The sequence below is a fragment of the Rhizobium sp. WW_1 genome, assembly GCF_003610155.1.
Classification (GTDB): domain Bacteria; phylum Pseudomonadota; class Alphaproteobacteria; order Rhizobiales; family Rhizobiaceae; genus Rhizobium; species Rhizobium tropici_A.
Window position 1 is genome coordinate 209,404 of record NZ_RAIN01000008.1, and the last position, 26,624, is coordinate 236,027.

Below are 26,624 nucleotides of genomic sequence, written 5' to 3' on the forward strand. Positions count from 1 at the left end.
GAAGGACGATGATGAAACTCTCTGTCGCCAACGATTCCGGTGCGGGCGCGACGCGCTTCGGCGACATCATCTATGAGCGGATCGTCGCCATGATTGCCGAGGGAAAATTCCCGGTGAACGAACGACTGCCGGCTGAAGCCAAGCTAGCGGAAATGTTTGGCGCATCACGGCCCGTGGTACGCGATGCGCTGGAGCGGCTTCGCGCCGATGGTTTGATCGTCTCGCGCAAGGGATCGGGCTCTTATGTCAGGCAGAGGCCGGATTCCTCGGTCTTGAAAATGGTGCCCGTCGGATCGCTTGCCGATGTCCAACGATTCTTCGAGTTTCGCGCCGGGCTCGAGGCCGAGGCAGCCGAACTTGCGGCCCGCAACTGGCAGCCCGCTGACAAGGAGCGGATTTCGGCTGCGCTGCTAAAGATCGAACAGTGTCTGGGCGAGGGCAGGCTCGGCGCCGAGGAAGACCAGGAGCTGCATGATGCGGTTGCGATCGCGACCGGCAATCAGTTTCATGTCTCGGCCCGCGAATTGTTCCGGCCACATTTCGCCATCGGCCATTCCGTGACGCGAAGTCTCAGCCTCAAGCGGACGCCGGAACAGATCCGCAGCGTCCAGGACGAGCATGCCGTGATCGTGGAGGCGATCTTTGCGCGTCAGGAGACTGAGGCGCACGATGCCATGAAGCGCCACATTCTGAACGCACGCGCCCGCATGTTCCAGGGCGTCTAGGGAGTTGGACCAAAGCGGGATAAGGCGGGCAGCTTTGCTGCTGCGGCCCCGACAGGTCAAGAAGGGTAAGGGTATGAAGATGAGCATTGAAACCATGCGGCAGGCACTGACCGGCGTGTCTGGCGTTCCGGTCACGGCCTATGACGCCAATGGCGAGGTAGAGCCGCGTGTGACCGCCAAGGTCTACCAGCGCGTTGCCGCTGCCGGCATTCATAATATCGTTGCAGCCGGCAATACCGGTGAATTCTATGCGCTGACGCCCGAGGAAATTCGCCATGTCCACGAGGCAGCAGTAGCAGGTGTCGACGGCAAAGCGCCTGTGACCGCGGCGATCGGCCGTTCTTTGCGCGAGGCGATCCGCATGGCTAAGGATGCCGCTTCGATCGGCGCCTCCGCCGTCATGTCCCACCAACCGGTAGATCCCTTCGCCGCACCCGCTTCGCAGATCGATTATTTTCGCGATCTGGCGGAGGCCTCGCCTCTGCCGCTCGTTGCCTATGTCCGCGCTGATGGCTTCAGCGTCGACGACATGGTTCTTCTGGCGGGCCACGGCAATATTGCCGGCATCAAGTTTGCGACAACGGACCTGATGCTGCTTTCGCGCGCGATCGCTGCCTCCGATCCGAAGGGGGCGCTGTTTGTCTGTGGCCTTGCAGAAAGCTGGGCGCCGGCATTTTCTGCCGCCGGAGCGCGGGGGTTCACGTCGGGCCTTGTCAACGTTGCTCCAAAGCTGTCGCTCGCCGTCCATGCTGCGCTGGAAAAGGGTGATTTTGCCGCGGCGCGTGCCATCGTCAACAAGCTCGAGCCCTTCGAGCGCATGCGCACCAAATACCGCAACGGAGCAAATGTCACCGTGGTCAAGGAAGCTGTCGTCTATTCCGGCCTAAATGTCGGCCCGGTCCGTGTGCCGGGGCTGCCGCGCCTTGACGAGAGGGATCGTGAAGAGTTGTTCGCCCTGCTTCTTGGCTGGACGGAATCAGGTGATTGCTTCTCCAGCTGAAAGGTGTGGCAGCGGGTAGAGCGGTCATGTTTTCCCGCCGCCATCGATGCTAGGCCACGTGCATTGTAAATTTCAGATAGGCAGCAAGGCTGACGACGGAAAGCGTCAGGACGGCCGCTTGATGGGGGAGATTCCTACTGATTGCGGCGAGCGGCAAGCCGAGCAGGATAATAATCCCTCCAAGCAATGGTCCTTTGTCCGCAACGGACAATGCCAGGGCTGTGAGGCTGACGGTGGCCGCGACCGTCGTCACCGACATCTGGTCCTGAGGACCGTGGCCTCGGTTCGTAAAGGTGAGCAAAAACCTGTTCCAGCTCAAACCGAAGGAAATGCTCAAGAATAGCGGTGCGAGAATAGGCAGCATGAACATCGTCTCTTCCGACAGGTCGGTTATGATGACGCAATTCATGTGCCAATTGGGTCGAGCGGTAATGTGGCTGGATATGTTCACCGTAGGCGCAAGCCGTCGCCCGTTTATGGGGCGATCTGCCACTCCGTTTGGCATATGAGCAGGATCAGCGCCGGAGAGCTGGGCAGGAAGAAGCGAGCGAAAGGGCTCCGCTCGCTTGCGGGCGAGAGGATCGATGGCCTCATCGATAGCGCGGTCCGATTTCCGTAACGATCACATCCATGGGAATGTCGTGAGCAAGCGGACGAATGGTTTCGATCCTTTGCGATTCAAAGCCGACGCCGATGATCAAGGGCTTGCTCTCGAGTGCCGCGAGAGTTCTGTCGAAAAATCCCCCTCCGTAACCGAGACGGTAGCAACCTCGATCGAAGCCGACCAGTGGCGCCAGGACGATCTCGGGCAGGGCTTCCTTGCCTTTTGCCGGCACCGGAATGTTCCAAACGCCACGTTCGAGCCGTTCTCCCATTTTCCATGACCGGAATATCAACGGCTTCGCCTTGGCAATGACCACGGGCAACAGGCAATCCGCGCCACGCGCCGCCAAGGTCGCCATCCATCCCCGTAAATCCGGTTCTCCCTGGAAGGGCCAAAACAGGCTGATTTGCTTGCCGTCGACATCGAAGACGAGCTGGTCTAGTGCGGCGACAATCGAACATGTGTGTTCTTCCCGTTGTGCAAGCGGCAACGTTTTCCTGTCGTCGATCAGCCTTTGCCGCTGTGTCTTCCGCCACGCGAAAATAGTCGACACCTCGTCGTCGCTGGGCGATAAGCCGCTGCAAGCGGGGTCGACTTCGTGCAGGAAACAGGCCGGCGACACATATTCGCGAGCCGTCTCGCCGTTCCGGTGTCGGTCTGATTTAGTCATTTGCTCTTCCAAGCTCCCGTTTCGTGGTTCGACATCGAAACATGCTTGAGCTGCGGCAATGGTTTTTATATAGCGAACGATAGGGCAACTTAATTCCTGAATCGAGATCTTTCCATTGGACATGTCATCGATCGAGATATTTCTCGCCGTCGCCGATCATCGCAGCGTGACCAAGGCGGCGAGAGCTGTTGGACGCGTGCCGTCGAATGTGACGACGCGGATACAGCAGTTGGAGGACTATCTGGGCGTCTTGCTCTTCAGCCGCGACGGCAAGAAGATGACGCTGACGAAGGAAGGCGAGACGTTTCGAGGCTATGCCGACCGTCTTGTTGCGCTTGCACTCGAAGCGCGCCAGGCAGTCAGACCTCTGCGTCCGTCGAGCATGCTGCGCGTCGGGACGATGGAAAGTACGGCGGCAAGTCGGCTGCCTGCAGCGCTGAGCCAGTTCAACCAGATGTGGCCGGACGTGTCGCTCCAGTTGACGCTTGGCGCCTCCCGGGATCTGACGCGAGACGTTCTCCACAATGTCTTGGACTGCGCCCTGATTGCCCGGCCGCCAGAGGCGATGCTGGATGCAGATGCAGGTTTTGAGGCCGACCTGAAACAACTTGATGCCGAAGCGGTGTTTGTCGAGGATCTCTTGCTGATCCTCCCATCCGGGCATCCATCGATCCAGACGGCTGCCGATTTGCGGGTCGGATCGATGGCAGCCCTAGAGCCCGGATGCACCTATCGCAGGATTGCCGAAGGCTGGGCGCGCAAGTCGATCGTCCTGCCAACGACCGAACTTGGCTCCTATCACGCGATCCTCGCAAGCGTGGCGGCCGGCAACGCGGCCGGTGTCATGCCAAAATCGGTCCTCGACCTCATGCACTGGCCGGCGACGTCAGCCACCTATCAACTTGCCGTCGTCGACACGATCCTTATCTCCCGCAAGAATGGCCGCCCGAGCGGGGTTAGTGCGTTTCACGAAGTTCTGAGCGCCACCAAAGGCAGAGGCCCGCCGCCCGCGCCGAACTAGCTGAAGCCGTGCCGTTCTCTATCGCATTCCCTCTTCTAAACTGGTTTCATCATGCAGCATCCAGAGCCCCACGGAGCACGGTCCAGCCGGTTTCGATTGTTTTTCCCGATCCTCGCTGGAGCAACGTTGCGCGAACGGCTGATTGCGTGTCTTGGCGCCCTGATCGGTATCGGCCTTACTGGCGTCATCAGCGGCTATCTTTTCGGACAGGGGCCGCATCTTCCGCTGATCGTCGCCCCGATGGGAGCCTCCGCAGTGCTGCTTTTCGCGGTTCCGGCAAGCCCGCTTGCCCAACCCTGGTCGATTATCGGCGGCAATACCATCTCTGCCATGATGGGTATCGTGGCTGCCTATTTTATCCGTGACCCGATCATCGCGATAGGGGTTGGCGTTTCGTTGGCGATCGGAGCCATGTCGCTGACGCGTTGCCTTCATCCGCCGGGCGGCGCAGCGGCCTTGACCGCCGTTCTCGGTGGCCCGGTCGTTGCCGGCTGGGGCTTCCTGTTTCCCTTTGTGCCGGTCGCCCTGAATTCATGCATACTTGTCGGTCTCGGATTGGCCTTTCACAAACTCTCCAGGCGCAATTATCCGCATGTCGCCGCGAAGCCGGTTGAGAACAGCCATCAGACGCGCGATCTGCCGTCGTCTTTGCGGGTCGGCTTTCGGGAAGAGGATGTCGATGCCGCCCTGGATGTGCTCGACGAGACTTTCGATATCGATCGAGCAGACCTCAGCCGCCTCTTGCGGCAGGTCGAGTTGCAGGCCGCCGTACGATCACATGGGGAGATAAGCTGCGCCGATATCATGTCGCGCGACGTCATCGCCATCGGCGAGGATGCAGATCCAGATCACGCCCGGCATTTGCTGTTGAAGCACAATATTCGCACGTTGCCGGTAAAGGATCGCGAAGGACGCCTGGTCGGAACGATCGGCTTGCGCGAGCTCTCGGAAGGCCTGAACCCTATCGCGCATTTGTTATCGAAACCGGCCGTGGCCGCCGTCGCCGATCCAGCCCTGTCGCTGCTGCCTGTCCTGACGGACGGGCGCACGCACGCGGTCATCGTCGTCGATGCCGACTGGCGCGTCCTTGGTTTAATATCGCAGACAGATCTTTTGAGCGCTATGGCACGATTGTTGTCGATCAAGGACGAGCGGGTATCGGCGGCGTCCGGGGTGAGCGCGAAAGCCTGAAGCAGCGCTCATTGCGGGAGGGCGCCACGGCTCTTCGACGGTGTCACGGCATACGAACGTCAGCACCTTTGGAAGGCTGAATTCAAACTGGCGGCATCGGCGCTCATGACGATCAGTTCGGCGCTGATTTCGGCAAGCAGCTCGGTGGTTTCTCGTCCCAGCTCGTTGAAGCCATGTTTTCGGTAAAAGGCCAGGGCCACTTCGCTGCTCGGAAGAACCCTTACCTCCACGGTTTTGGCCGGCCGGACTTCACTCAGGGCTCTGGCCAGCAGGCGAGAGCCCAATCCGCAGCGCTGATGATCGGGCAGAATATAGAGGCCCCAGAGATATGCTACACTGCCGCGTTCCATGATGATGGTGCTGCCCAGAATGCAATCGTCTGACGCAATGCAGAAGCCGCGCTCTCCTTTCTCCGGCAGCATGCTCGTGATCCCATTCTCGTCGAGGTCGGCCAGCATCCTGGTCAGGACATCGGCGCCGAGGCTCGGACCATAGGTCGCCGTCCATGTCGTCCGCCACAGCTGGATCAAACCCAGGCTATCCGCCTTCGTTATTTCGCGGATTTCAAACATCACGTATCCTCGGTTTCGTCTGCAAAGCATAGCCTCTGAATTTGGCAAGCCGAGATGAAATCGACAAACACAAAGCTCCTGTCTGCCCCGACTTCATCTGGGCCATGACGCCGCCGTTTTCAGTGTGCTGGCATCAAGGACAGATATCCTGATCGAGTTTAGGAAGGCCTCAGCCTAAAATGGTCAGGATTTGCTTTCGGAAATTCGAAATTCGGTACCGGTATCGCGGACGATGTGAAGATCTCGGATCATTTCGGCGGCATGTAAAAGACCGTGACGCCATTCCTCGTGAGGCACTTTCGCGGCTCCTGCCGCAACCTTTTGGATGTAAATCAGCGCGTCCTTGCCCGGCACAGGGACGATCCCCAATTCGCGTCGCAGTTGCCGGATTGTATCCATCGATCTATCCAGCATGTTGCTGACTTCGTTCGGTGACAGTTTCTCGGTGCTGTTTGCCGCTCGCACCAGGTCTGCAATAAAATCTGTCGTGGCGCTCACGGTAATCCTAAGAATCGCAGCGAAGTCCTCGCGTCAAGGTTGGCCCGCGGCCAAATGGAGTCAAGGCAAACTCTTTCACGCCTGCACGCGGGCCAAAGGCGCATCGTAAAGTGCTGCGGCGCGATCAAGGATGTTGACGTCGAAAGGCATATGACCGGTTGCGCGCAACACTCTCAAGCGGACTGCGGCTATCCAAGCCACGCGTGTACCGTCGCCATAACGCTTTCCTTCATCTCGGCGACCCAGCGTCGAACGGTTTCGACGCGATCCATGATCCATCTGAGCCAACCATAGGTCAGCAATTTCTCGCGGCCTGCATGGAAAAGGCGCTCAACCAAAAGGAAGCTCATCAGATAGGCGGCCGCGATGATGACCAGGCCGGAGATCACATGGCCCCTGGCGATGACAAACAGGGCATAGATCTTCAAGGGTTCGGCAATCGCGAGCGGCACGACGAAGAGGACGAGAATGACGGCTCGCGGCAATGAAGCGACAAAATCCCCGAAATGCTTGACGACGGAGAGCGAAGAGAACCAATTCACCAGCGGCCGATACACCGGTCGGGCGATCTCGCTGATGATGACGAGCACGGCTATGACGAGCCGCAGAGGCAGCAAGAGGAACTGCAGGAGAGATCCGGTTTGACGTTTGATGACCATCTTTGAATGCTTCACATTGCCGCTGGTTGGTTGGTCGTCGCGTGAATATGGTTGCGTTGCGAACCTGTGTCGAGCGGGATCGACCGTTCAAATATGGGTAGGCGTCGCGGATTTAGATCTGTGTGCTGCGCCATTTCATGACAGACATTCGTTTCGCCTCTCAAACCTCTGTCACGTCGGGGTGGGTTCCCTGTCGGGCAAACCGAGAGTTCGGGCGATTGCGGCCCAGGCAGCAAGACCAAGCCTTGCATCAGCCTCATCGCTGCCGCCATGCGCATGTAATGATGATCTTGGCGTGGTTTCTCCGGGAAGAAGAATGCGATGACCCGCATCTGGATCGAGGATCAGTTCGGTGTCCGTTCCGAATGCGCGCCGTCGATTGAAGATCTCGTGAGCGAACAGGTCCGATGGCCACAGGGCATCGGTTCCGCCGGCAATCAGGATCACTTGAGCTTCGATATTCTCCACTGGAATCGTTGCCGCCGGAACCGAAGAGCTGAATTGCTGCAGGCAGTGCATGAAGAGACCCCGATATGCAATCAGCCCTTGACGGTATTCCTTCAGCCAGGATGGGTCAGCAGGCACAAAGGGAAGCGGCATACCCCTCCAGGTCCATGACGAGCGCTCCGGCCAGGACACTCCGTCAAAGCCCGGTCCGATGTTGCCCCACACGACCGAGGATGGGCTGATGGCGAAAACGGCTTGTATGCGCTCGTCCAAAGTCGCAGTGAGCAGGGCGGCTTCCGCTCCTTTTGACGTTGCGATGATCGCGATACGTTTGCAGCCATGTCGTTGAAGTTCGTCCACGCCGTCGACAAACGTCTCCAGCGGTATTTCGCAGATGCCAGGAGTTTGATCCGCTCCGCCGAACCATCTCAGGGCCAGTGCGGTGACGCCCAGATCGGCGAAGAGAGAGGCTCTCTGGACATCGACGCGCCCACTCGATCCGCCGAGGACGACGAGGCCCCATTCGCTCTGCCGGGCCGGCGTCAGAAGCTCGCCGCTTACTCTCCCGGCGACTGCGATTCGTTCGTATGTCTGCATCGATCTCTCCGGGGTTAACGTCGGGTTCGGTGCTGGATATCCTCGACGCCACGGGGCGGAAGATTGTCAACGGAAAGATTTCTTCTGGCATCCGTGTCGTCGAGGATACCAACTCAATCGTTTTCCGTCATGCTTCTCCGGTCCATCGCGGCCATATTTGGATCACCTGTAACGATCATTTCGGCGACTTCGGCGACTTGCTAGCCACTCCCGCGAGCAGGATAGCTTTCACGGCTCTGTCGGAGTTGAAATATGATCGAAAATTGAGATCTGAAAATCGCCGTGCCGCATCGTTCCGTGATCGGTCTCTGTCATGATACCGTCATCTTACTCGAACTAAGTTCTCGGCTAATACGCCCCAGCATAAAGCCGATCACCCATAGATGTCTTTACGCACTTTTTATCAAGCGGTTAGGGAGGAACTTTGATGAACTTCCAAAGGCCATCGCTATTGGCGGCCAGGCAATCCATCCTGCCAAGTCTATGGGACCTGATAGCGCTGCTTTTGGTTGTTGGGGCCATTGTCCTGATTGCGTACGGCGAGCGGGTCACCACGTTGCCCCTGTCGACGCTCAGCGCCACCCCCATGTCGCTTGATCCGGCCAATCTGCCAATTTATGCCCTGCGCACCATGCTGCGCATGTTGCTTGCAATCATCGTGTCGCTGATATTCACCTTCATCTACGCCGCCATCGCCGCCAAAAGTCGTCGGGCAGAGATGGTGATGATCCCCATCCTCGACATACTTCAATCGGTGCCGATTCTCGGCTTTCTTACCTTCACCGTCACCTTCTTTCTCAATTTGTTCCCGGGCAGCGTGCTGGGTGCCGAACTCGCTTCTGTATTCGCCATCTTCACCAGCCAGGCCTGGAATATGACGTTCAGCATGTATCAGTCCATGCGCAGTCAGCCGAAGGACCTTGAAGAGGCGACCAAGAGCTTTCATCTGACCAATTGGCAGCGCTTCTGGCGTCTCGACGTTCCCTTCGCCATGCCGGGCCTTGTCTGGAACACGATGATGTCGATGTCCGGCGGCTGGTTTTTCGTGGTCGCGTCCGAGGCGATCACCGTCGGCGACACGACCATTACCTTGCCGGGAATAGGCTCCTATGTGGCGCTCGCAATAAAGCAGCAGGATATTACGGCCGTGCTTTATGCCGTCATCGCCATGCTGCTGGTCGTCATCCTCTATGACCAGCTCCTGTTCCGCCCGCTTGTGGCATGGGCCGACAAGTTCCGCTTTGAAACGACCTCGTCCGGCACCGAGCCGACCTCCTGGATGCTCGATCTGCTTCGGCGCGCACGCGCCATTCGCTTGCTCCTCGTGCCGTTCAAGTGGGTCATGCGTCTGGTCTGGGATCTCCGCATGCCGGCACTGCCGCGCCTCGGCTCCGGCAAGGCCAACCCGGAAGCCTCCCGCGTGATCGACTGGATCTGGATTGCGATCGTTATCGCCGGGGCAGCCTACGCGGCTTATTTGAGCGTTGAATATTTGCGAGCCAACATCGGCTGGGCGGATGTGGTCACTGCCGTCGTCGATGGCTTCATCACGCTGTTGCGCGTCATCGTCCTGATGGCGATTGCGACGATTATCTGGGTGCCGATCGGGGTATGGATCGGGTTGCGGCCCAAGCTTTCCGAAAAGGTTCAGCCATTGGCGCAGTTTTTGGCCGCATTCCCTGCCAATATCGCGTTTCCGGTCGTTGTCGTGCTGATCGTTCATTTCAACCTCAGCGCCGATATCTGGCTGAGCCCGCTGATGATTCTCGGCACGCAGTGGTACATTCTCTTCAACGTTATCGCGGGTGCGAGCGCCTTTCCGAGCGATCTCAAGGAGGCCGCCAGCAGCTTTCATATCAAAGGCTGGCGCTGGTGGTTCAAGGTGATCCTGCCGGGCATTCTCCCCTACTACATAACCGGTGCCATCACGGCGTCCGGCGGCTCGTGGAACGCTAGCATCGTTGCAGAGGTCGCGAGTTGGGGCGATACGCAGCTGACGACGCGCGGACTTGGCTCCTATATCGCGAACGCGACCACGGCAGGCGACTTCCCGCGTGTGGTGCTCGGCATTGCGGTGATGTGTATTTTCGTCACCCTATTCAATCGCTTGTTCTGGCGCCCCCTTTATGCCTTTGGCGAACGTCGTTTGCGTTTGGGTTAATCCGGATAATTTGATCAAGGGACTACCGTCATGCTCGACCAATCGAAGAAGACGACACTCATCGATATCCGGAATGTCAGCCGTTCGTTTCCGAAGGGCGGCGGCAAGAACGTCGTCGTGCTAGAAGACGTCGATCTGACGATTTCAGAAGGCGAGATCGTCGGGCTGCTGGGGCGCTCCGGGTCGGGAAAGTCCACATTGCTCCGGATCATTGCAGGCTTGATCGAGCCGTCCTCGGGCAGCGCGCAATGCCGTGGCGAGGCCATTCAGGGCCCGCCCGATGATGTGGCGATGGTGTTTCAGTCCTTTGCGCTCTTCCCCTGGCTGACCGTGCTTCAAAACGTCGAGTTCGGGCTCGAGGCGCAAAAGGTCGATCGAGGCGAGAGGCGCAAACGGGCGCTGGCCGCCATCGACTTGATCGGCCTTGATGGTTTTGAAAACGCCTTTCCGAAAGAGCTTTCCGGCGGTATGCGCCAGCGCGTCGGATTTGCACGCGCGCTCGTCGTTCACCCCGACTTGATGTTGATGGACGAACCGTTTTCCGCGCTGGATGTCCTCACCGCCGAAACGTTGCGCACGGACATGATCGATCTGTGGATCGAGGGGCGCCTGCCGATCAAGTCGGTGCTGATCGTGACCCATAATATCGAGGAGGCGGTGCTGATGTGCGATCGCATTCTCGTGTTTTCCGCCAACCCCGGTCGGGTCGCACAGGAATACAAGGTCAGCTTGCCGCATCCACGCAACAGGCTCGATCCCGCATTCCGGCAATTGGTCGAAACGATCTATGCCCGCATGACTCAGCGAGCCGAGCCACGGGCAACTTCGAAGGAAGGCATACCCGGCACCGGTGTCGGGATGATCCTCAACGCGATTTCCACCAACGTTCTGTCGGGCTTGATCGAGGCTCTTGCGGGCGAACCCTATAACGGCCGGGCGGATCTGCCTGTTGTGGCGAACGTGTTGCAGATGGAAGCCGACGAACTGTTTCATATCGGCGAAGCTTTGCAGTTGCTCAGGCTTGCTCAGTTGAGCGAAGGCGACATCGTCCTGACCGAGGAAGGCAAACGTTTCGCAAATCTCGAAACGGATGCGCGCAAGAAGCTTTTCGCCGAGCACCTTCTCGCCTATGTGCCGTTGATCGGGCTCATTCGCCGGGTGCTGGACGAGCGCTCGAGCCATACGGCGCCAGCGGCGAGGTTTCGAAATGAGTTGGAAGACTACATGTCCGAAGATTATGCCGATGAGACCTTGAATGCCGTCGTATCATGGGCACGCTATGCAGAGCTGTTTGCCTATGATGAACAGACGGAACTATTCAGCCTCGAGAACCCGCAATAAGGGAGCCACGCCGCGATGGGCGGGCTCGCCTTCCCGGTTCAAGACTTGGAAGGCGAGGGTTGAGCGGGCGCGGTTATCGGACGGCAGACCGTGGCATAGATCGGCGGAATGTTCCGGTTCGAAAGCTGGATCTCGTGGCCTGCCCCGTGAACACCGCAATAAGGTGGCAATTGAGCATCCTTTTCGTCAGACAGGTAGAGCATGCCCTTTGTCGCGACGTCGTCGGCCGTAACCCACGGTGAGAGCCGGAGATCGTTCTCTACGGCCACATCGGGTTTTTGCGGCAAGCCGAGCGAAACGAGACCTGCAAGCCACATCGATCCGCCTGTAATTTGCAAGGGCGTATCGACTTCGGCTTTCCAGATTGTATTTGCCTTATCCGCAAGCTCCTGCATCGGCCACGCCGTTTTTTTCGGTCTATGCGATTTTGACCAGACGACTTCGCCAATGAAGACAAGCGCGGCAAGGGAAACAAATACGACAGCGCCCGCCGCCAGGCGTCTGGTCATGGCGCCGTTCCAATCGCGTCCAATTTCGGCGATCAGCCAGAGCCCGACGGTGGTGAACATCGGCATTCCCCACATGCTGACGAGGCCTTTTCCGCTTACCAGTGCGCCAACGACCAGCATCCCCAGGGGTATGAAGGTAAATAGCCGCAGAAATAGCTTCGTCGCAGGGAGAGTGTTGCGGTCACGTTCGGCGCGAAGGCTCGAAAGGCCAACACAACTCAGGAGGATGAGCATCGGCAGGTGAGTGAGGATTTGAGTGAGCAGGAATATGAATGGCTCTTCGGAAAATCTGCGACCGGCGGTGCGATTCGAGACATATTTGAAGGTGAGGAAGTCGGTGTGAAACAACCAAAGGACATGAGGGAGGAAGATCAGTCCGGCGATCGCAACCGCAAGATAGGGCCTCGCCGTCCTGAATTGCGATCTGACATCAGCAAAGACGATACCGGCGACTGCCGTCGTGATCGCGATGACGCATACGGAATATTTGGCGTACATGCCCGCGCCGACGAGCACGCCAAGCATAACCCAGAGCGACGTCTTTGCCGGGCTCCTCATTATATTTGCAAAAACTAGAATAATTGCCGCCCAAAATGGCAGCTGCAGGACATTGTGATTAAACTGCGTAGTAAAATAGCTAAAATATAGCGATCCGGTCAGTAGCAGCGTGCCGGCCAATGCCTGCCACCGGCTCATGAAAATACAACCAGTAAGATAGACGAACAAATAAGTTAGGGCTACAGCAATCTGTGAGAGCAGGAAAGGGCCTAAGAAGTAACCGGGTATCAGATAATGCATGATTTCGATCGACCAGGCAGGCCCGGGCGGGTGCTTGTAGGTGCCGATCAGCCAGTGGGGAGCCCAGGTCCAGCCCTCGACGACGTCGAGCGGCGGCGCGGAGCTGAATACCGTCGGGACGATTGTTAGAAGAACGATTTGAAAAGCAATGAAAAGCCACAGGACATTCGTGGGGCGTTGGAAAATGCTGCTGGAAGCCGTTGGCAAAAATCATTCCTTCAAGTTTAGAGCTGTCGCAATGCGCACGGCGAAATGCGGCAGAAAAATACTTTAATTCATCGTTTCTTCAAGCGTCCGTTATGGCCGGCATCTTGTGTCACATTTGCGATCAAATAGCAGCAGCGCCTACCATGAAACTCAGTTTTAATTCAGTGGAGTATGCCAAGGCTTAATCCAAAACCAGGTGAATTTATTTCGTCAATGCGAGTGGAAAGTGCCAGTATTATCTCTTGTCGCCCCTTTTCTGAACGAGCAGGCCTCGGCCGAAGCCTTCGGACAATTCACGAGGGCGCTAGCCCGTGACGTCAAAAGCCGTTTTGGCCTGGATCTGGAGGTTGTTCTCGTCGATGACGGCAGCACGGACGATAGCATCAGCCGATATCGAGAGTCGCTTGATGGCAATTGGCGGATTGTCGAGCTCAGCCGCAACTTCGGCAAGGAGATAGCGCTTTTCTCGGGCATTGAAGAAAGCAGGGGCGACTTTGTTCTGACCGTGGATGCCGATTTGCAGCATCCCTACGAGGTCTGCATCGAGCTTATCTCGACTTTGCTGGCTGACGATGATCTCGACGTCGTTTATTCCGTGCGACGCGACCGAATGCGCGAATCCTGGACAAAGGCGATTGGCAGCAAGCTTTTCTACCGGGTGATCAATGCCGGTCAGCGCTTCGACATGCCGGAGAACGCCGGCGATTTTCGTATCATGCGCCGACAGGTGGCGACGGCTCTTTTGAGCATCCGCGACAAGCGGCGCTTCAACAAGGGGCTTTATGCCTGGATGGGGTTCAAGCAAAAAGGCGTGCCCTATATTCCCGCCCCGCGGGCGGCAGGCGAGACCAAATGGTCAAAGCGTGGCCTGGCAGCCCTTTCACTCGAAGGCATCACCTCATTTTCGGCATTGCCACTGCGCTCGATATCGGTCGTCGGCGTGATCATCGGTGTCCTCGGTGTGTTTTACGGCGCCGAAATCATCGTTGAGGCTTTGTTGTTCGGCACCGATGTGCCGGGCTATCCGAGCCTAATGGCGTCGATTTCTGTACTGGGCGGCTTCAATCTTGCCCTTCTCGGTCTGCTCGGCGAATATATTTGGGTGACGATCGGCGAGGTAAAGGACCGGCCGCTTTATGTCGTGCGGCGGATACACCGGTCGGACGATGTAGCGTGATGGCGCCCCAGATCACCGTTATTGCCGACGACTACGGCATTTCGCCTAGCGTCAGCGCCGCCATCAGGGAATTAATCCGTTGTGACAGGTTGACCGGTACCGGGTGCATGACGCTTTTCCCGGAATGGCCGGAGCAAGCGCAATTGCTTCGCGAGCTCGGTCCGGCGCCCGGGATCAACATAGGTTTGCACCTTACGCTGACGGATTTTGCTCCGCTATCCCGCCCAAGCACGGACGGGAATTTGCCACCGCTTCCGCGCCTGCTTTCCGCAAGCCTCCAGCGCAAGCTCGATCAGACGATGATCGACGCGGAGCTCGATGCTCAGCTTGAGCGCTTCGTCGACGGCATGGGACGGCTTCCCGATTTCATCGACGGGCATCAGCATGTGCATTTCCTGCCTGTCGTACGCCGTTGGCTGGAGACGCGGCTGCATAGGCTCGAGCATGCGGGGCGCCTGCCGTGGTTGCGTGGAGCCCCCTCGATACGCTTTGCCACGGATGCCAGGATCAAGGCGAAGATCGCCTTCGTTGCGTTGATCGCGGCAGGGTTCAATCGGCGCATGGCGGCAGCGGGCTTTCCTATTCGCGGTCCTTTGGCGGGATTTTACAATTGGCAGCGCCCGGGCGACTTCCACAAGATTGTCAATCAGCTGGAAAGCGGCATTCTGAAGAATGCGATTGTCATGTGTCATCCGGGCTTGATTGATGAAACTCTTGTCGGCCGCGATCAAATGGTTCAGGCGCGATTGGTGGAATTCGAAGCCTTGAGAGGCGATATTTCGCTTCGCGCCTGAACGCAAACTGCGGGGTTCGGCGATCTCCACGCATCTATGCCGATGCGAATTGCTAGATGCCCGATCCGTCGAGCTGCTGGGCATCCTCGCCTTCCCAGGGAGATGGCATCGAGGTGCGATTGAGATTGGCTGAGGGCATCGGCATCCAACACTTCAATTCCGGCTCGGCATATTCGACAATGCGGCCGGGCGAGGAATCCGATGCGCGCCACCCTTCCGCGCCGAACTGATCGCCATTCGACCAATATGCGAGGTCAACTTCTGCCGGTCCCTGCTCGGAGGGGCGGATGGTGATGAGTATCCGGCTGCCGTCTTTCGGTGCGCTCGCCATATGGCGCCAGCGGTCTGGCTCGTCCATCGCTTTTCCTCCTGCCTGCTGCGATTGTCAGTGTCGCCTTGTCGGCGAAAGCGGTCAACTCAAACTTTGCACGCCCAATGGGTGAGCCGGATGCGGCAAGGCTGGTCGCTTGGCGCCTTGCTGGATGGGGCCCAACGCGATCCTCGATGCGTGCGGTCACTCTTTCATCGCAGCAATAATTCCGCGGGCAATGCCTGAGCGTGTCGTCCGCAAAGGCGAACTGCAGCGTCTGCGTCGCCCTTTTGCGGCAGACGCTGCAGATAGCTTTCAGTAGTACGCCGAAAACGGCTGCTCGGTCATTGAAGGTGACCAAGCAAGGAGATCGCCGCAGGATTTGTCGACGCTGCGATTGGCAAGCCTGTCAAATCACCCGAACCAGGTGGGCGAGATGAACTACTTGATGGAAAAGTCGACGGTCTCCATCACTTTGCCGTCCACAGAAATGACCGCCTCGTATTTGCCGACGGGGAAACCGGCATTGGGTTTGCTAAGCGACGCGTCGACATGACTTTCCAGCGAGCCGATATCGAAGCTGGCTTCGTCGATCTTGTAATTCGGCGGAGCCACGCCATTGGTATCGACGGCGACCCAGGTGACGGTAATTTTCGAGCCGGAGTCAACGTCATCTGAAACATCCGCGGAAAGATAGATCGCAGCGCTATCCGCAGGAAGCGTCGTCTGCGTGGTATCGGCACCCTTGGTGTTCGAGATGATGATGTTGTCGAATCCCGACGCCCAGGCTGCTGAAGTCGAGGCGAGGGCTGCGGTAAAAACAATCGCTGGTAAGGCCTTCAAGATTCTTTTCATTTTAAACTCTCCCAATTAGCGGAATCACTCCGGGCAGATTCTAGGAATCCATCGCCAGTTGATAATCCGCTGCAAAAAGCATGTCAGAATAATTATTTATAGAACCAAAAATAGTCATGGAATCTAGCGAGAGTTACTTTTGCTGGGAGCCACGGAGCCCCAACGGAATAGTTTTATTCTACTGTAAGCTTTGTATCCTCGCTATCTTCAACCCCGCTATTCATACTGCCGGGATGGCGACCGCCCTTCCATCATGTTGGCCCAACTGTGATCAGCTACATCGTGCGCGATATGACCCGAAAGGGGGCAGGACAGGCTTGCGGCGACGAGGGAGGTGTGGACACGATCTCAAACATTCTCCTTTCGGGGCTGTATTCCACACTGAGATAGGAATTGCCGTGAAGAGAGATGCTCTGTTCAAGTCCGGTGAGCGTTCCTTGAAAGTCGTTGGGAAAGGCAAACACGACAGGTTTTCCATGTGTGCCAATCTTTGGTTTGCCATTGTCGAGAATGCGGATACCGGCGCATATAGCCTCCGCCTTTGCAAAGCCGGTCTGGAACTATTCCATTTTTGTTATGCCTTCCGGCCTGGCGGCAGAGTAATGTCGCACATCTTTGTAAGGCATGAGCAATGGACCAGAAACGCCATAGAATTCGCGAGCTTGGCTTTGCGCCCGGCCACTTCGAACCCGGGCCGCTGAATGCGATCACCGATGTCGATGGTGTGCGCATCGGGCATGTCACATGCCATGAAGGCGAGCGGACGCGCACGGGCGCAACGGCGATCCTGCCGCATCGCGGCAATCTCTTTCAGGATAAGGTGCCCGCCGGATTCGCCGTCTTGAACGGCTTCGGAAAGTTTGCCGGTTCCACCCAGATCGCCGAACTCGGCGAGATCGAAACGCCGATCGTCCTGACAAACACTCTAGCGGTCGGACGCGGCATCGAGGCCATCATCCGCCACACGCTCGCTGAGCATGGCAATGAGAAGGTGGTGTCGATCAACGCGGTGGTCGGAGAGACCAATGATTCCCGTCTCAACGATATTCGCGCCGCTCGCCCGAGCATCGATGAAATTTCGCAAGCGATCGACGGCGCAACGTCAGGGACGGTCGAGGAGGGCGCCGTCGGCGCCGGGACCGGAACGGTCGCCTTCGGCCTGAAGGGCGGTATCGGCACCAGCTCGCGTCTTGTCCCTATCGGCGACGAAACCTATCGGCTCGGCGTGCTTGTGCAATCGAATTACGGTGGTCATCTCATCATTGCCGGTCGCGATTATGCAACGCTCGCCGAGCACGACAAGGACGGTTCCATCGTCATCGTGCTTGCGACCGATGCTCCGCTTTGCTCGCGCAATCTCGAAAGACTGGCGCATCGCTGTTTTGGCGGCCTTGCGCGCACCGGCGCGGCGCTGAGCAACGGTTCGGGCGATTATTCACTGGCCTTTTCGACAGCTGAGGCCGTGCGTCGTACCCCTGAGCGCCGCAAGGGCGTGAGCGCGGTTCCATCATTAAGCAACGACGTCGTATCGCCGCTCTTCGAAGCCGCAATCGAAGCCACCGAGGAGGCGATCCTCAATTCGCTCGCCATGGCGATCGAGACAACTGGGTTCAATGCCGCAACCGGCAAGAGCTCCACGGTCAAAGCCATCAGCCTTCCCCATTCCGTTCATCGCTGAACGTCATTCCGCCATCCCGCATTTTACGGAGTTTACATGTCTGCCCCGACGATCCGCACCGTTTATCTGAACGGCGCCTTTTTGCCTGAAAACGAGGCGCATCTTTCCATTTTCGACCGTGGCTTTCTGTTCGGCGACGGCATCTACGAAGTCACCGCCGTCCTGGACGGCAAGCTGATCGATAGCGCCCTGCATATGGCAAGGCTCGAGCGCAGCGTCGGCGAAATCGGCGGCCGCCTGCCGATCACGACCGACGAGATCGTCGAGATCGAAAAGCGCCTCGTAAGCGAAAACCAGCTTACCGAGGGCGTCGTCTATCTCCAGTACACGCGCGGCGCCGAGGACCGTAATTTCTTCTACGCCGAGGACCTGCCGCCGACATTGGTGATCTTCACGCAGGCGAAGACGCTGGAGCATGTCGTCGCCGTCGAAAAGGGCCTCAAGGTCAAGTCCATGCCGGATCAGCGCTGGGCGCGGCGCGATATCAAAAGTGTCTGCCTGCTGCCGCAGGTCATGGCCAAACGCGCCGCCAAGGCTGAGGGCTTCGATGAGGCATGGCTCGTCGAGAACGGCCTTGTGACGGAAGGCGCGTCCTCGACGGGCTACATCGTCACTCGCGATGGCCGCATCGTGACGCGCGCCAACAGCCAGGCGACCTTGCCGGGATGCACGCGGCTCGCCATTCTGGATCTGGCGCGCGAAGCGGGGCTGGCACTGGAGGAGCGACCATTCTCCGTCGACGAGGCAAAGGCTGCCGCCGAAGTCTGGCTGACGAGCGCTTCGAACTTCATCGTCTCCATTACGAATATCGATGGGGCAGCGGTTGGCGACGGTACGCCAGGGCCGATGTTCAAGCGTCTGCGCGCGCTTTATATGGAGAATGCGCGCCGCACGGCGGTCTGATCCGCTGCAATGAGTCCCGATCGTCAGGGCTTGTCCAGCATCGACCAGACGCGCTTGACGATCGGACGGCGGTTCTCACGGGAGCGATAGACGCGGATTTCCACGTCGATGTTCCATTCGCGATCGGCTGCGTAAACCAGCCGGCCGTCGGCGAGTTCCGCTTTGACGAGGCTTTCGGGGACCCAGGCAAGGCCGAATCCGGCGGCGACCATTCCTTTCAGGCCGACCGACATGCTGCCGACATGCACGCGATTTTCGGTCGGTAGACGTTCGCCGATAGTGCCCGCCACCAACTGCCCGAAGAAGGACGTCTTCTGGTAACTGACATGGCTGAAGCCGGGTTCGATGCGATGCAACGGCGTGCCGTCCGCGCCGGGCGCGCTGATGGGCAGGATCTTCTCCCGACCGAGCGTATGATGTTCGAATTGCGGGTCGAGCAACATCGGCACCTGCAGGTGCTGGTAGGTCAGAAGAAAATCGCATTCTCCATCGATCAGAGAGTTCAGATTTTCTTCCATGGTGCCGGAATCGGCCCGCAGATGCGACACGATCGGCCCGATGTGTGCGTTGAGCCGGCTCAGCCAGGTCGGAAAAAAGGTAAAGGACAGGGTGTGCAGCGCCGTGAGGGTCACCGTGCGCGCATCGGTGCCGTCCTCATGCTGGAGATTGCGACGCGCCTGATAAAGCGCTTGTAGCGCCTGTTCCGCCACCGGCACAAAGCGCTCGCCTGCCACAGTCAGACGTGAAGGGTAGGTGGCCCGGTCGATCAGGCTCGTCCCGACCCAGCCTTCCAGTTGCCGGATGCGGCGGCTGAAGGCCGATTGCGTCACATGGCGCTCGTCGGCCGCCTTCGAAAAGTTCAGCGTCCGTGCCAGCGCCAGAAAATCTTCAAGCCATTTGACTTCCACTCGAAGCTCCCAAGAGAAACCGGCCCTCTAAGCCGGCTTCTCCTTGACCCGAATGAGCTGGGAATGCAATCACCCGGCGCGGCGGTACTCGATCATTCTTGCCCGGGCCAGCACTAGTTCCAGCCGGTCTTCCTCCAGGAGATTGAGGCATACCCGCTTGGTCCATGGACCGTCGACCAGGGTGAATAGGAACCGTCCGTTGCCCAGCGCGCGCAAGGGCATGCGATGGCGTACCGGGCCTATACCCATGATAACGCTGCCGTTTTCGATCTCGAAACGGGCACCTTCAGGCGAGTTCCAGACGCCGGACAGGGAGGCCGGCGCTTCCTGCTCCCGGACCGGATGGAAGCGGCGCTGCGCGTGGCCGACTTCCCCGACGATATCTTCACCCTCCATCTTCAGCCGCATCGGCGATGAAGCAGAGCGCGAGGAAACCCAGGGACCGTCGTCTTCATAGACCGTTTCGTCGGCGTCGAGATACGTTACCGTGCTTCCCGCCACCTTGATCCACCACGGCCCGCTTTCCGTGGCATAAGTGCCGTCACGAAGAGCTGACGACGGACGCGGTAAGTCGTCCCCAGTTAATGCCGCCATGGATTCGAGGGCGATCTTGTAGCCGTTGGTATCCTCGCGATTGGATACAATCACGAAGCCGGTTTTCCTGGCGGGATCGAGCAGGAAATAGCTCTTGTAGCCAGGGTGGGAGCCGCCGTGTCCGATGAAGGTGCGATTGCCGAGCAGGCTCTGACGCAAACCGAGCCCATAGCCGCTCGTCCGGCCATCGGCAAGCTGCCGTGGCGCCGACAATCGCTCCAGGATGCCGTCGAGAGCTCCCTTGCCTTCGAGGAGGGCGATCAGCCACTTGGTGAGGCTTTCGCCGCTTCCGGTCATACTGCCGGAGGCGGAGATATGCAGGCCGGCGGCCGAAAGCTGCCAGCGCTCTCCATCTCGCCAATAACCCGGGACCAGACCGATGACAGGATCGTTCCAGACGTCAGGCGCGTCCAGTACCGCACCGGCCTGTGCGCCGCGCTCACGAACGTAGTCTCGGAAAAACACGCCCCGTCGTTCGAGCGCGGCTTCGACGAGACGATAGCCCGTATTGGAGTAAGAGATCTCGGTGCCGGCGTCATAGTTCAATCGCGTCTGGCGCACGAGGAAGTCGAGCAGCGGACCGGCCTTGGTCTCGGTGTAGACGGACAGCCCGAACAGCGACAGGCACTCGCGCGTATCGGGCAGGCCGCCGCTCATGTCGAGAGCGCGACCGACGGTGACGTCGCGAAGGGGCGCCTGCAGTTCGGGCAGATGCTGGCCCAGAGGATCATCGAGGCCGATCTTGTCGGAGTGTTCGAGCACGAGGGCGCAGAAGGCATGCTTCGTGACCGAGGCATAGCGCACGACGCTTGCGGCGGTGAAAGGCGCCAGTGTCGAGAGGCTTTCGACGCCGCCGGCTTCGGCAAAGCGGATGCCCTGCGCATCAAAACCGATGACGGCGCCGCCCGGCTCGTCATTGCTCCAATTTTGAGTGAATTGGGCAGCGCATTCCTGCGCCGCCTTCCAGTGTGCCGTTTCGGACATGCGTGCCTCGCAAATGCAGATTAAACCGGTTCCGCTTCCTCGAACTCGACGCTCAGCCGGCGCAGCTCCCGCGTGTGAGGGTGGCTGACATTGCCATGCCGCAAATCGTCAGCCGTAAGCTGTTCGACCATCTGGCCGTCGATCATCACGCCGACCCGCGTGCATAGATGGGCGATGACGCCGAGATTGTGGCTGACCATCACATAGGTAAGCTTCCTTTCCGCGCGCAGGTCGGAGAGCAGATTGAGGATCTCGGCCTGGACGGAGACATCGAGCGCGCTCGTCGGCTCATCGAGCAGCAGGATTTTCGGTTCTGCGATCAAGGCACGCGCGATGGCGACGCGCTGCCGCTGGCCGCCCGAGAGCTGGTGCGGATAGCGGAAGCGGGCGCTTTGGGGCAGGGCGACATCGGAGAGCGCTGACGCGATGCGCCGGTCGATGTCGCCCATGCGGTGAACGAGCGGCAGCTCGCTCAGGATACGGTCTATTGTCTGGCGCGGATGCAGTGAGCCATAAGGGTCTTGAAAGACCATCTGCACCTTGCGAAAGAAATCGGGCGTGCGATGCTGCGGTGCATCCTCTCCATTGAAGGCGATACGGCCGAGCCAGCTGGTGTTCAGGCCGGCCATGGCGCGCAACACGGTCGATTTGCCCGAGCCGCTTTCGCCGACGATGCCGAAACTGCCGCCTTCCTCCACCTGGAAGGAGACGCCCTTGACGACTTCGCGCTCGCCGAAGCGTATCCGCAGATTATCGATCTCTATCGTCATTTCAGCCACTCCGGGTCACGCTCGAGAATGGGCAGCCGTTCCTTCGGATGGGTCAGCGAAGGAATGCAGTTCAGCAGGCCGCGCGTATAGGGATGGGCGGCGGAAAGCAGCTCCGAAGCCTTGAGTTCCTCCATGACACGCCCGGAATACATGACAGCGACCCGGTCGCAGAAGTGCGAGACGAGCGGCAGATCATGGCTGATGAGCAATAGTCCCATCGAGCGCTCTGAGACGAGCTCTTCGATCAGCCGCAGGATTTCCGCCTGTACCGACGCGTCGAGAGCGCTTGTCGGCTCGTCCGCGATGAGCAATTCGGGGTCCGGCGCCAGCATCATCGCGATCATCACGCGCTGGCCCATGCCGCCGGAGACCTCATGCGGATAAGAGGCGGCAACGGCTTTCGGATTGCGGATCTTGACCTGTTCGAGCAGATTGGCGGCCGCGTCCGCAGCTTCCCGGCGGCTGCCGCCCTTATGTGTCCGCCATGCCTCGGCAACCTGATTGCCGATGGTCTTGACGGGGTTGAGCGAATATTTCGGATCCTGCAGGATGAAACCCGCCCGCTTGCCGCGGATGGTGCGCATCTGTCTTTCGCTGGCCGACAGGATATCGATGCCGTCGAATGCAAGCTTGTCCGCCTCGATGCGGGTCTGTTTTGGCAGCAATTTCATCAGCGCGCGCGCCGTCAGGCTCTTGCCGGAGCCGCTCTCGCCGACGATCCCGAGCTTCTCGGCACCAAGGCGAAGCGAGATGCCCTTGACGGCCGGTGCGAAGCCGGTGCGCGTCTTGAAGCCGATGCGCAGATTGTCGATCTCGACCAACATGGATCAGTCTCCCTTCGGATCGAGCACGTCGCGCAGCGCGTCGCCCAGGAAATTGAAGGCGAGCGAGACGAGGAAGATGGCGATACCGGGGATCGTCGCGACCCACCATTGCTCGAAGATGAAACGCTTGGCTGTTGCGATCATCGCACCCCATTCCGGCGAGGGCGGCTGTGCGCCCATGCCGAGGAAGCCGAGGCTTGCCGCGGTGATGATGATGGAGCTCATGTCGAGCGTGACGCGAACGATGAGGCTCGGCACGCAGAGCGGCGCGATATGGCGCATGATGATGCGCCAGGAGGACGCGCCCGTCAGGCGGTATGCGGCGATGAAATCGGCGCCGCGCACGGTGAGTGTTTCGGCGCGCGCCAGCCGGGCGTAAGGCGGCCAGGCGGTGAGCGCGATCGCAAGCACGGCACTTTCGACACCCGGTTTCAGCGCCGCCACGAAGGCAAGCGCCAGCACGAGCCGGGGAAAAGCAAGAAAGATGTCGGTGAGGCGCATCAGCGCGGTATCGACTATGCCGCCGAAATAGCCGGCGATGCAGCCGATGGCGAGGCCGATCGGCGCAACGAGAACCACGACGGCAATGACCATGCCGAGCGTGACGCGACCGCCATAAAGAAGACGGGAATAGATATCGCGGCCGAGTTCGTCCGTGCCGAGCCAATGGGCAGCGCTCGGTCGCGCGAGCCTGTTTGCCAAATCCTGGGCTGCGGGATCATGCGTGGCGAGCCACGGCGCGAAAACCGCAAGCAGGATGAATAGCACGATGATCGAAAGGCCGATCATGCCGAGGGCATTGCCCTTCAGGCCCAGCCAGATGCGATAGCGATCGCCCCAGGCTGCCTGGCGTCGGGATGTGGGGGACTCGTCGAGTGCCCAATTGCGAAAGGTTGCAAGCATCAGCGCACCCTTGGGTCGAGCAGACGATAGAAGAGATCGGCGATGAGGTTCAGCCCCACATAGATGATACCGATCAGGAGAGTTGTGCCGATGACGGGATTCATGTCGCCATTCATGAGCGATGCGGTCAGATACTGACCGATACCGGGCCAGGAAAAGACAGTTTCGGTCACGACGGCGCCTTCCAGCAATCCCGCATAGGTGAGTGCGAGCACAGTCACCAACTGCACCGCGACGGTCGGGAAGGCATGTCCCCAGATGACCCGGCTCAGCGACAGACCCTTGGCGCGCGCAGTTATGACAAATTCGCCTTTTAGCGCGTCGATCATGAAGGCGCGCGTCATGCGGGCGATGTAGGCCATACTGAAATAGGCAAGAATGCAGACCGGCTGTGCCATATGCGCGAGCGCATCCCAGAAGGCGTCGAGATCGCCGGCAAGGAGCGTGTCGACGGAAAGCAGTCCGGTAACCGGAGTGATCATTCCGTCATAAATGATGTCCTGCCGTCCCGGGCCGGGCGCGATCCCGAGTGCCGAATAGAAGACCAGCAGCGAGATGAGCGAGAGCATGAAAACCGGGATGGAATGGCCGGCAAGGCAGACGACGCGGATCGCCTGATCCGTAATCGTGCCTTTTTTCACGGCTGCCCAGACGCCGAGCGGAATGCCGATGATGGCGGCAAGGATAAGGGCAGCAGTCGCGAGCTCGAAGGTTGCCGGGAAGAAGCGGGCGATATCCTGCGATACCGGATTTTTCGTCAGCACCGACATGCCGAGATCGCCATGCACAAGCTGGTTCAGATAGTGCAGGAACTGCACGGGAAGGGGCTGATCGAGGCCCATTTCCGCGCGCACGCGTACGACCACCGCCTCGGGCGCATTGTCGCCGACGGCCGCAATGACCGGATCGACCGGCATGACGCGGCCGATGAGGAAGGTGACAATCGTCAGACCAAGCAGCGTCAGGACGACGCTGCTTAGAATGGCGGTGAAGGATTTGATCCGTCGGGTCAAGCCTTGCTGGTCTCCTGATAGGAATTGGCTTCCGAAAGAGCGCCGAGCTGGAAGCCGGACACACCCTTGCGGCAGGCCGCGGTCCTTACTGTCTGGAACATGAAGACAAAGGGGCTGTTCTGCATATGCTCGCGCTGCAGCTCTTCATAAAGGGCGATGCGCTTGGCCGGGTCCTTCTCGTCTCGAGCAGCTTCCGCCTTGGCGGCAAAATCGTCGTTCTTGTAGCGCGAACGCCACAGGAACGGCTTGCTCTTGGCGTCGTCGGAATTGTCCTTGTTGATGGTGAAGACTTCGCCGTTGGAGTTCGGATCGAAATAGTCCGTTCCCCATGCGGAAAGTGCCATCTCGTGCTGGCGGGCGCGCATCTTGGTCAGCACCTGCCGGTTCTCGGCGGACTGCAGCTTCACGCGAATACCGATTTCGGCGAGATTGGCCTGGATGGCCTGAGCGAGGTCCGGATAGGGCTGAGCGGCATAGTGGTCCATCGTCACGTCGAAACCATCCGCCAGTCCGGCTTCGGCCATTAGTGCCTTGGCCTTTGCGATATCCTTCTGGAACGGCGTGTCGCTGATTGCGGCCGGGAAACCTTCCGGCTCGAAGCTCTGGTGGATCTTGTGGGTCAGCGGTACGATATTTTCCTGCATGCCCTTGTAGTCGAGCGCCCACTTGACCGCCTGCCAGACCTGCGGCTTTGCGAGGTTGGCGACGCCTTGGTTGAGCGAGATCAGAACCAGCGAAGCGATGCTCTTGGTCACCAGCGTGAACTCGGCATCGTTCTGGATGGTGCGAAGCTGCTCGGAGGTCAGGTCGCGGGCGATATCGACATCGCCCTTCTTCAGCATCAGGAGCTGCGAGGCCGGATCGGTGACGTGGCGCAGGATGACGCGCTTCAGATTGCCCTTGTAGGGGCCGTGCGGGTTGAGGGTCAGCGATATGGCTTCGCTCGCCTTCCAGGACTGCAGCTGGAAGCTGCCGGAGCCGGCGCTGTTCTTCTGCAGCCAGGCATTGCCCATATCGCCATTCGTCTCGTTGGCGAGCACGACCTTCTTTTCGACGACGGCAGCGATGTTGGCCGAGAGGCAATAGAGCAGGAAGGCGATGGCGGTCGGCTTCTCGGTCGTCAGCATCAGCGTTTCGGCGTCGGTGGCGACGATGCGGCTTTCGACATTCTCCGGCGTGAAGCCGAACTGATTGATGATGAAGGCCGCGCCCTTGTTCATCTTGATCGCGCGATGCAGCGAGAAGGCGACGTCTTCTGCCGTGACCGGCGAGCCACTTGCGAAGGATGCCTTGGCAAGCTTGAAGGTAAAGACCTTGTCGTCGGCATCGGCCTGCCAGGATGCTGCCAGAACCGGATCGACCTTGGAGGGATCATCGGTGTTGGGGCGCACCAGCTTCTGGTACATGTTGCTGATCACTTCGCCGCCGACGGCTTCGAAGCTTTCATGCGGGTCGAGGCTCGTCATGTTGTCGAGCTGCTGGGCAACGACCAGCACGTCTTTCGGTGTCGCGGCAAATGCCGTCTGCGCAAGATCGAGGTAGGACAGGAAGGGCAGCGTGCCGCTGCCGATGAGAAACTGGCGTCTGGAAACCATGTGAAATCCCCTTTTTCACTCGTGCAACCAAGTCCTGTGCCAGGCAGCCAAGGCTTGGCACGGCTCTGCCGCTATCACATTTTCGCCGGGTTCTTTAACAGCGCCTCTTGCTAGCGCCTAATTCCGTTTTTCGCAGACCCTATGCGTGGTTTGCATTTGCCCAGCCCGCCAGGCTTGCCCGGGCGGACGTCAGCAGCAGTATTTGGCTTTGGACACAAGCGAAACTTCGGTAGTTCACGTGCTTGATGCGACAACCACGAGCCGCTTCGGCGCAGCCGCAGCGGCGTGGCTATCTGTCGTGATCGAAGCCCAATTC

Annotated in this window: 27 protein-coding genes and 1 pseudogene; 11 read left to right on the forward strand and 17 right to left on the reverse strand. The window is 59.2% G+C overall.

Features of this window, described 5'->3' with window-relative positions; genetic code table 11:
- The first annotated feature begins 11 nt into the window (after positions 1–11).
- Positions 12–725, forward strand: coding sequence for a FadR/GntR family transcriptional regulator (locus BJ928_RS23995; RefSeq protein WP_047632832.1), 714 nt, complete (start codon positions 12–14; stop codon positions 723–725).
- A 79-nt stretch (positions 726–804) separates the two neighbouring features.
- Positions 805–1,725 carry a dihydrodipicolinate synthase family protein gene (locus BJ928_RS24000; RefSeq protein ID WP_047632834.1) on the forward strand — a complete coding sequence of 307 codons (921 nt, stop codon included), beginning with the start codon at positions 805–807 and terminating at the stop codon, positions 1,723–1,725.
- Between the two features lie 49 nt (positions 1,726–1,774).
- On the opposite strand, the gene BJ928_RS24005 is transcribed toward BJ928_RS24000, so the two are convergent.
- Together BJ928_RS24005 and BJ928_RS24010 are read right to left on the reverse strand one after the other, a co-directional pair.
- Positions 1,775–2,095 (reverse strand): hypothetical protein, encoded by a 321-nt coding sequence (locus BJ928_RS24005; protein WP_052227754.1) that lies wholly within the window; start codon positions 2,093–2,095, stop codon positions 1,775–1,777.
- Positions 2,096–2,315: 220 nt separating this feature from the next.
- The gene (locus BJ928_RS24010; protein ID WP_348628248.1) at positions 2,316–3,122 is read right to left on the reverse strand and encodes a 5-formyltetrahydrofolate cyclo-ligase; all 807 of its coding nucleotides are present in this window, start codon (positions 3,120–3,122) and stop codon (positions 2,316–2,318) included.
- On the opposite strand from BJ928_RS24010, the gene BJ928_RS24015 reads away from it, so the two are divergent.
- Both BJ928_RS24015 and BJ928_RS24020 read left to right on the forward strand, forming a co-directional pair.
- Entirely contained in the window at positions 3,115–4,020 is a 906-nt protein-coding gene (locus BJ928_RS24015) for a LysR family transcriptional regulator (RefSeq protein WP_047632725.1), read from the forward strand. The two genes, BJ928_RS24010 and BJ928_RS24015, sit on opposite strands and share 8 nt — an antisense overlap.
- Before the next feature lie 51 nt (positions 4,021–4,071).
- The gene (locus BJ928_RS24020) at positions 4,072–5,211 is read left to right on the forward strand and encodes an HPP family protein (RefSeq protein ID WP_047632726.1); all 1,140 of its coding nucleotides are present in this window, start codon (positions 4,072–4,074) and stop codon (positions 5,209–5,211) included.
- A 59-nt stretch (positions 5,212–5,270) separates the two neighbouring features.
- Here the strand turns inward: BJ928_RS24020 and BJ928_RS24025 are convergent, their stop codons facing one another.
- From BJ928_RS24025 to BJ928_RS24040, 4 genes are all read right to left on the reverse strand, one after another.
- Positions 5,271–5,783, reverse strand: a complete 513-nt coding sequence (locus tag BJ928_RS24025; RefSeq protein WP_052227755.1) for a GNAT family N-acetyltransferase — start codon at positions 5,781–5,783, stop codon at positions 5,271–5,273.
- A 183-nt stretch (positions 5,784–5,966) separates the two neighbouring features.
- On the reverse strand, positions 5,967–6,281 hold the full coding sequence (locus BJ928_RS24030; protein ID WP_047632727.1) for a hypothetical protein: 315 nt from the start codon (positions 6,279–6,281) through the stop codon (positions 5,967–5,969).
- Between the two features lie 188 nt (positions 6,282–6,469).
- Positions 6,470–6,940 (reverse strand): hypothetical protein, encoded by a 471-nt coding sequence (locus tag BJ928_RS24035; protein ID WP_047632728.1) that lies wholly within the window; start codon positions 6,938–6,940, stop codon positions 6,470–6,472.
- 171 nt (positions 6,941–7,111) lie between these two features.
- Positions 7,112–7,984 carry an acyl-CoA thioester hydrolase/BAAT C-terminal domain-containing protein gene (locus BJ928_RS24040; protein ID WP_052227757.1) on the reverse strand — a complete coding sequence of 291 codons (873 nt, stop codon included), beginning with the start codon at positions 7,982–7,984 and terminating at the stop codon, positions 7,112–7,114.
- Between BJ928_RS24040 and BJ928_RS38585 the strand changes: the two genes are divergently transcribed.
- From BJ928_RS38585 to BJ928_RS24050, 3 genes are all read left to right on the forward strand, one after another.
- A complete protein-coding gene (locus BJ928_RS38585) occupies positions 7,975–8,301 on the forward strand; it encodes a hypothetical protein (protein WP_147413936.1) in 327 nt (108 codons plus the stop codon). The genes BJ928_RS24040 and BJ928_RS38585 overlap by 10 nt on opposite strands.
- Positions 8,302–8,411: 110 nt before the next feature.
- On the forward strand, positions 8,412–10,145 hold the full coding sequence (locus BJ928_RS24045; protein WP_047632730.1) for an ABC transporter permease subunit: 1,734 nt from the start codon (positions 8,412–8,414) through the stop codon (positions 10,143–10,145).
- 30 nt (positions 10,146–10,175) lie between these two features.
- Positions 10,176–11,486 carry a nitrate/sulfonate/bicarbonate ABC transporter ATP-binding protein gene (locus BJ928_RS24050; RefSeq protein ID WP_047632733.1) on the forward strand — a complete coding sequence of 437 codons (1,311 nt, stop codon included), beginning with the start codon at positions 10,176–10,178 and terminating at the stop codon, positions 11,484–11,486.
- A 38-nt stretch (positions 11,487–11,524) separates the two neighbouring features.
- Here the strand turns inward: BJ928_RS24050 and BJ928_RS24055 are convergent, their stop codons facing one another.
- The gene (locus BJ928_RS24055) at positions 11,525–13,000 is read right to left on the reverse strand and encodes a glycosyltransferase family 39 protein (protein ID WP_047632736.1); all 1,476 of its coding nucleotides are present in this window, start codon (positions 12,998–13,000) and stop codon (positions 11,525–11,527) included.
- 226 nt (positions 13,001–13,226) lie between these two features.
- On the opposite strand from BJ928_RS24055, the gene BJ928_RS24060 reads away from it, so the two are divergent.
- Both BJ928_RS24060 and BJ928_RS24065 read left to right on the forward strand, forming a co-directional pair.
- A complete protein-coding gene (locus tag BJ928_RS24060) occupies positions 13,227–14,177 on the forward strand; it encodes a glycosyltransferase family 2 protein (RefSeq protein WP_047632737.1) in 951 nt (316 codons plus the stop codon).
- Complete coding sequence (locus BJ928_RS24065; RefSeq protein WP_063769465.1) at positions 14,177–14,971, forward strand: ChbG/HpnK family deacetylase; 795 nt, start codon at positions 14,177–14,179, stop codon at positions 14,969–14,971. The genes BJ928_RS24060 and BJ928_RS24065 overlap by 1 nt, the downstream gene beginning before the upstream one ends.
- A 52-nt stretch (positions 14,972–15,023) precedes the next feature.
- Here BJ928_RS24065 and BJ928_RS24070 read toward each other — a convergent pair whose 3' ends face one another.
- From BJ928_RS24070 to BJ928_RS39400, 3 genes and pseudogenes are all read right to left on the reverse strand, one after another.
- A complete protein-coding gene (locus BJ928_RS24070; RefSeq protein ID WP_047632739.1) occupies positions 15,024–15,329 on the reverse strand; it encodes a hypothetical protein in 306 nt (101 codons plus the stop codon).
- Positions 15,330–15,722: 393 nt separating this feature from the next.
- Positions 15,723–16,136 carry a hypothetical protein gene (locus tag BJ928_RS24075; RefSeq protein WP_047632740.1) on the reverse strand — a complete coding sequence of 138 codons (414 nt, stop codon included), beginning with the start codon at positions 16,134–16,136 and terminating at the stop codon, positions 15,723–15,725.
- 413 nt (positions 16,137–16,549) lie between these two features.
- A pseudogene (locus BJ928_RS39400) lies at positions 16,550–16,660 on the reverse strand (methylmalonyl-CoA epimerase); the annotation flags it as partial.
- Between the two features lie 107 nt (positions 16,661–16,767).
- On the opposite strand from BJ928_RS39400, the gene BJ928_RS24085 reads away from it, so the two are divergent.
- Both BJ928_RS24085 and BJ928_RS24090 read left to right on the forward strand, forming a co-directional pair.
- Positions 16,768–17,814 (forward strand): P1 family peptidase, encoded by a 1,047-nt coding sequence (locus tag BJ928_RS24085; RefSeq protein ID WP_047632742.1) that lies wholly within the window; start codon positions 16,768–16,770, stop codon positions 17,812–17,814.
- Positions 17,815–17,850: 36 nt separating this feature from the next.
- Positions 17,851–18,717: a D-amino-acid transaminase gene (locus BJ928_RS24090; RefSeq protein WP_047632744.1), complete on the forward strand. Its 867-nt coding sequence runs from the start codon at positions 17,851–17,853 to the stop codon at positions 18,715–18,717.
- Positions 18,718–18,740: 23 nt separating this feature from the next.
- On the opposite strand, the gene BJ928_RS24095 is transcribed toward BJ928_RS24090, so the two are convergent.
- The 7 genes from BJ928_RS24095 to BJ928_RS24125 all read right to left on the reverse strand — a co-directional run bounded on the left by BJ928_RS24095 (position 18,741) and on the right by BJ928_RS24125 (position 26,308).
- The gene (locus BJ928_RS24095) at positions 18,741–19,625 is read right to left on the reverse strand and encodes a LysR substrate-binding domain-containing protein (protein WP_047632746.1); all 885 of its coding nucleotides are present in this window, start codon (positions 19,623–19,625) and stop codon (positions 18,741–18,743) included.
- Positions 19,626–19,694: 69 nt separating this feature from the next.
- Complete coding sequence (locus tag BJ928_RS24100; protein WP_047632749.1) at positions 19,695–21,203, reverse strand: serine hydrolase domain-containing protein; 1,509 nt, start codon at positions 21,201–21,203, stop codon at positions 19,695–19,697.
- 20 nt (positions 21,204–21,223) lie between these two features.
- Positions 21,224–21,973: an ABC transporter ATP-binding protein gene (locus BJ928_RS24105; RefSeq protein ID WP_047632751.1), complete on the reverse strand. Its 750-nt coding sequence runs from the start codon at positions 21,971–21,973 to the stop codon at positions 21,224–21,226.
- Positions 21,970–22,797 carry an ABC transporter ATP-binding protein gene (locus BJ928_RS24110; RefSeq protein ID WP_047632753.1) on the reverse strand — a complete coding sequence of 276 codons (828 nt, stop codon included), beginning with the start codon at positions 22,795–22,797 and terminating at the stop codon, positions 21,970–21,972. Before BJ928_RS24110 ends, BJ928_RS24105 begins: the two co-directional genes overlap by 4 nt.
- Before the next feature lie 3 nt (positions 22,798–22,800).
- Positions 22,801–23,703 (reverse strand): nickel transporter permease, encoded by a 903-nt coding sequence (nikC, locus tag BJ928_RS24115; RefSeq protein ID WP_120296668.1) that lies wholly within the window; start codon positions 23,701–23,703, stop codon positions 22,801–22,803.
- On the reverse strand, positions 23,700–24,713 hold the full coding sequence (locus BJ928_RS24120) for an ABC transporter permease (protein WP_047632758.1): 1,014 nt from the start codon (positions 24,711–24,713) through the stop codon (positions 23,700–23,702). Before BJ928_RS24120 ends, nikC begins: the two co-directional genes overlap by 4 nt.
- Positions 24,710–26,308, reverse strand: coding sequence for an ABC transporter substrate-binding protein (locus tag BJ928_RS24125; RefSeq protein ID WP_047632760.1), 1,599 nt, complete (start codon positions 26,306–26,308; stop codon positions 24,710–24,712). Before BJ928_RS24125 ends, BJ928_RS24120 begins: the two co-directional genes overlap by 4 nt.
- Positions 26,309–26,624 lie beyond the last annotated feature (316 nt).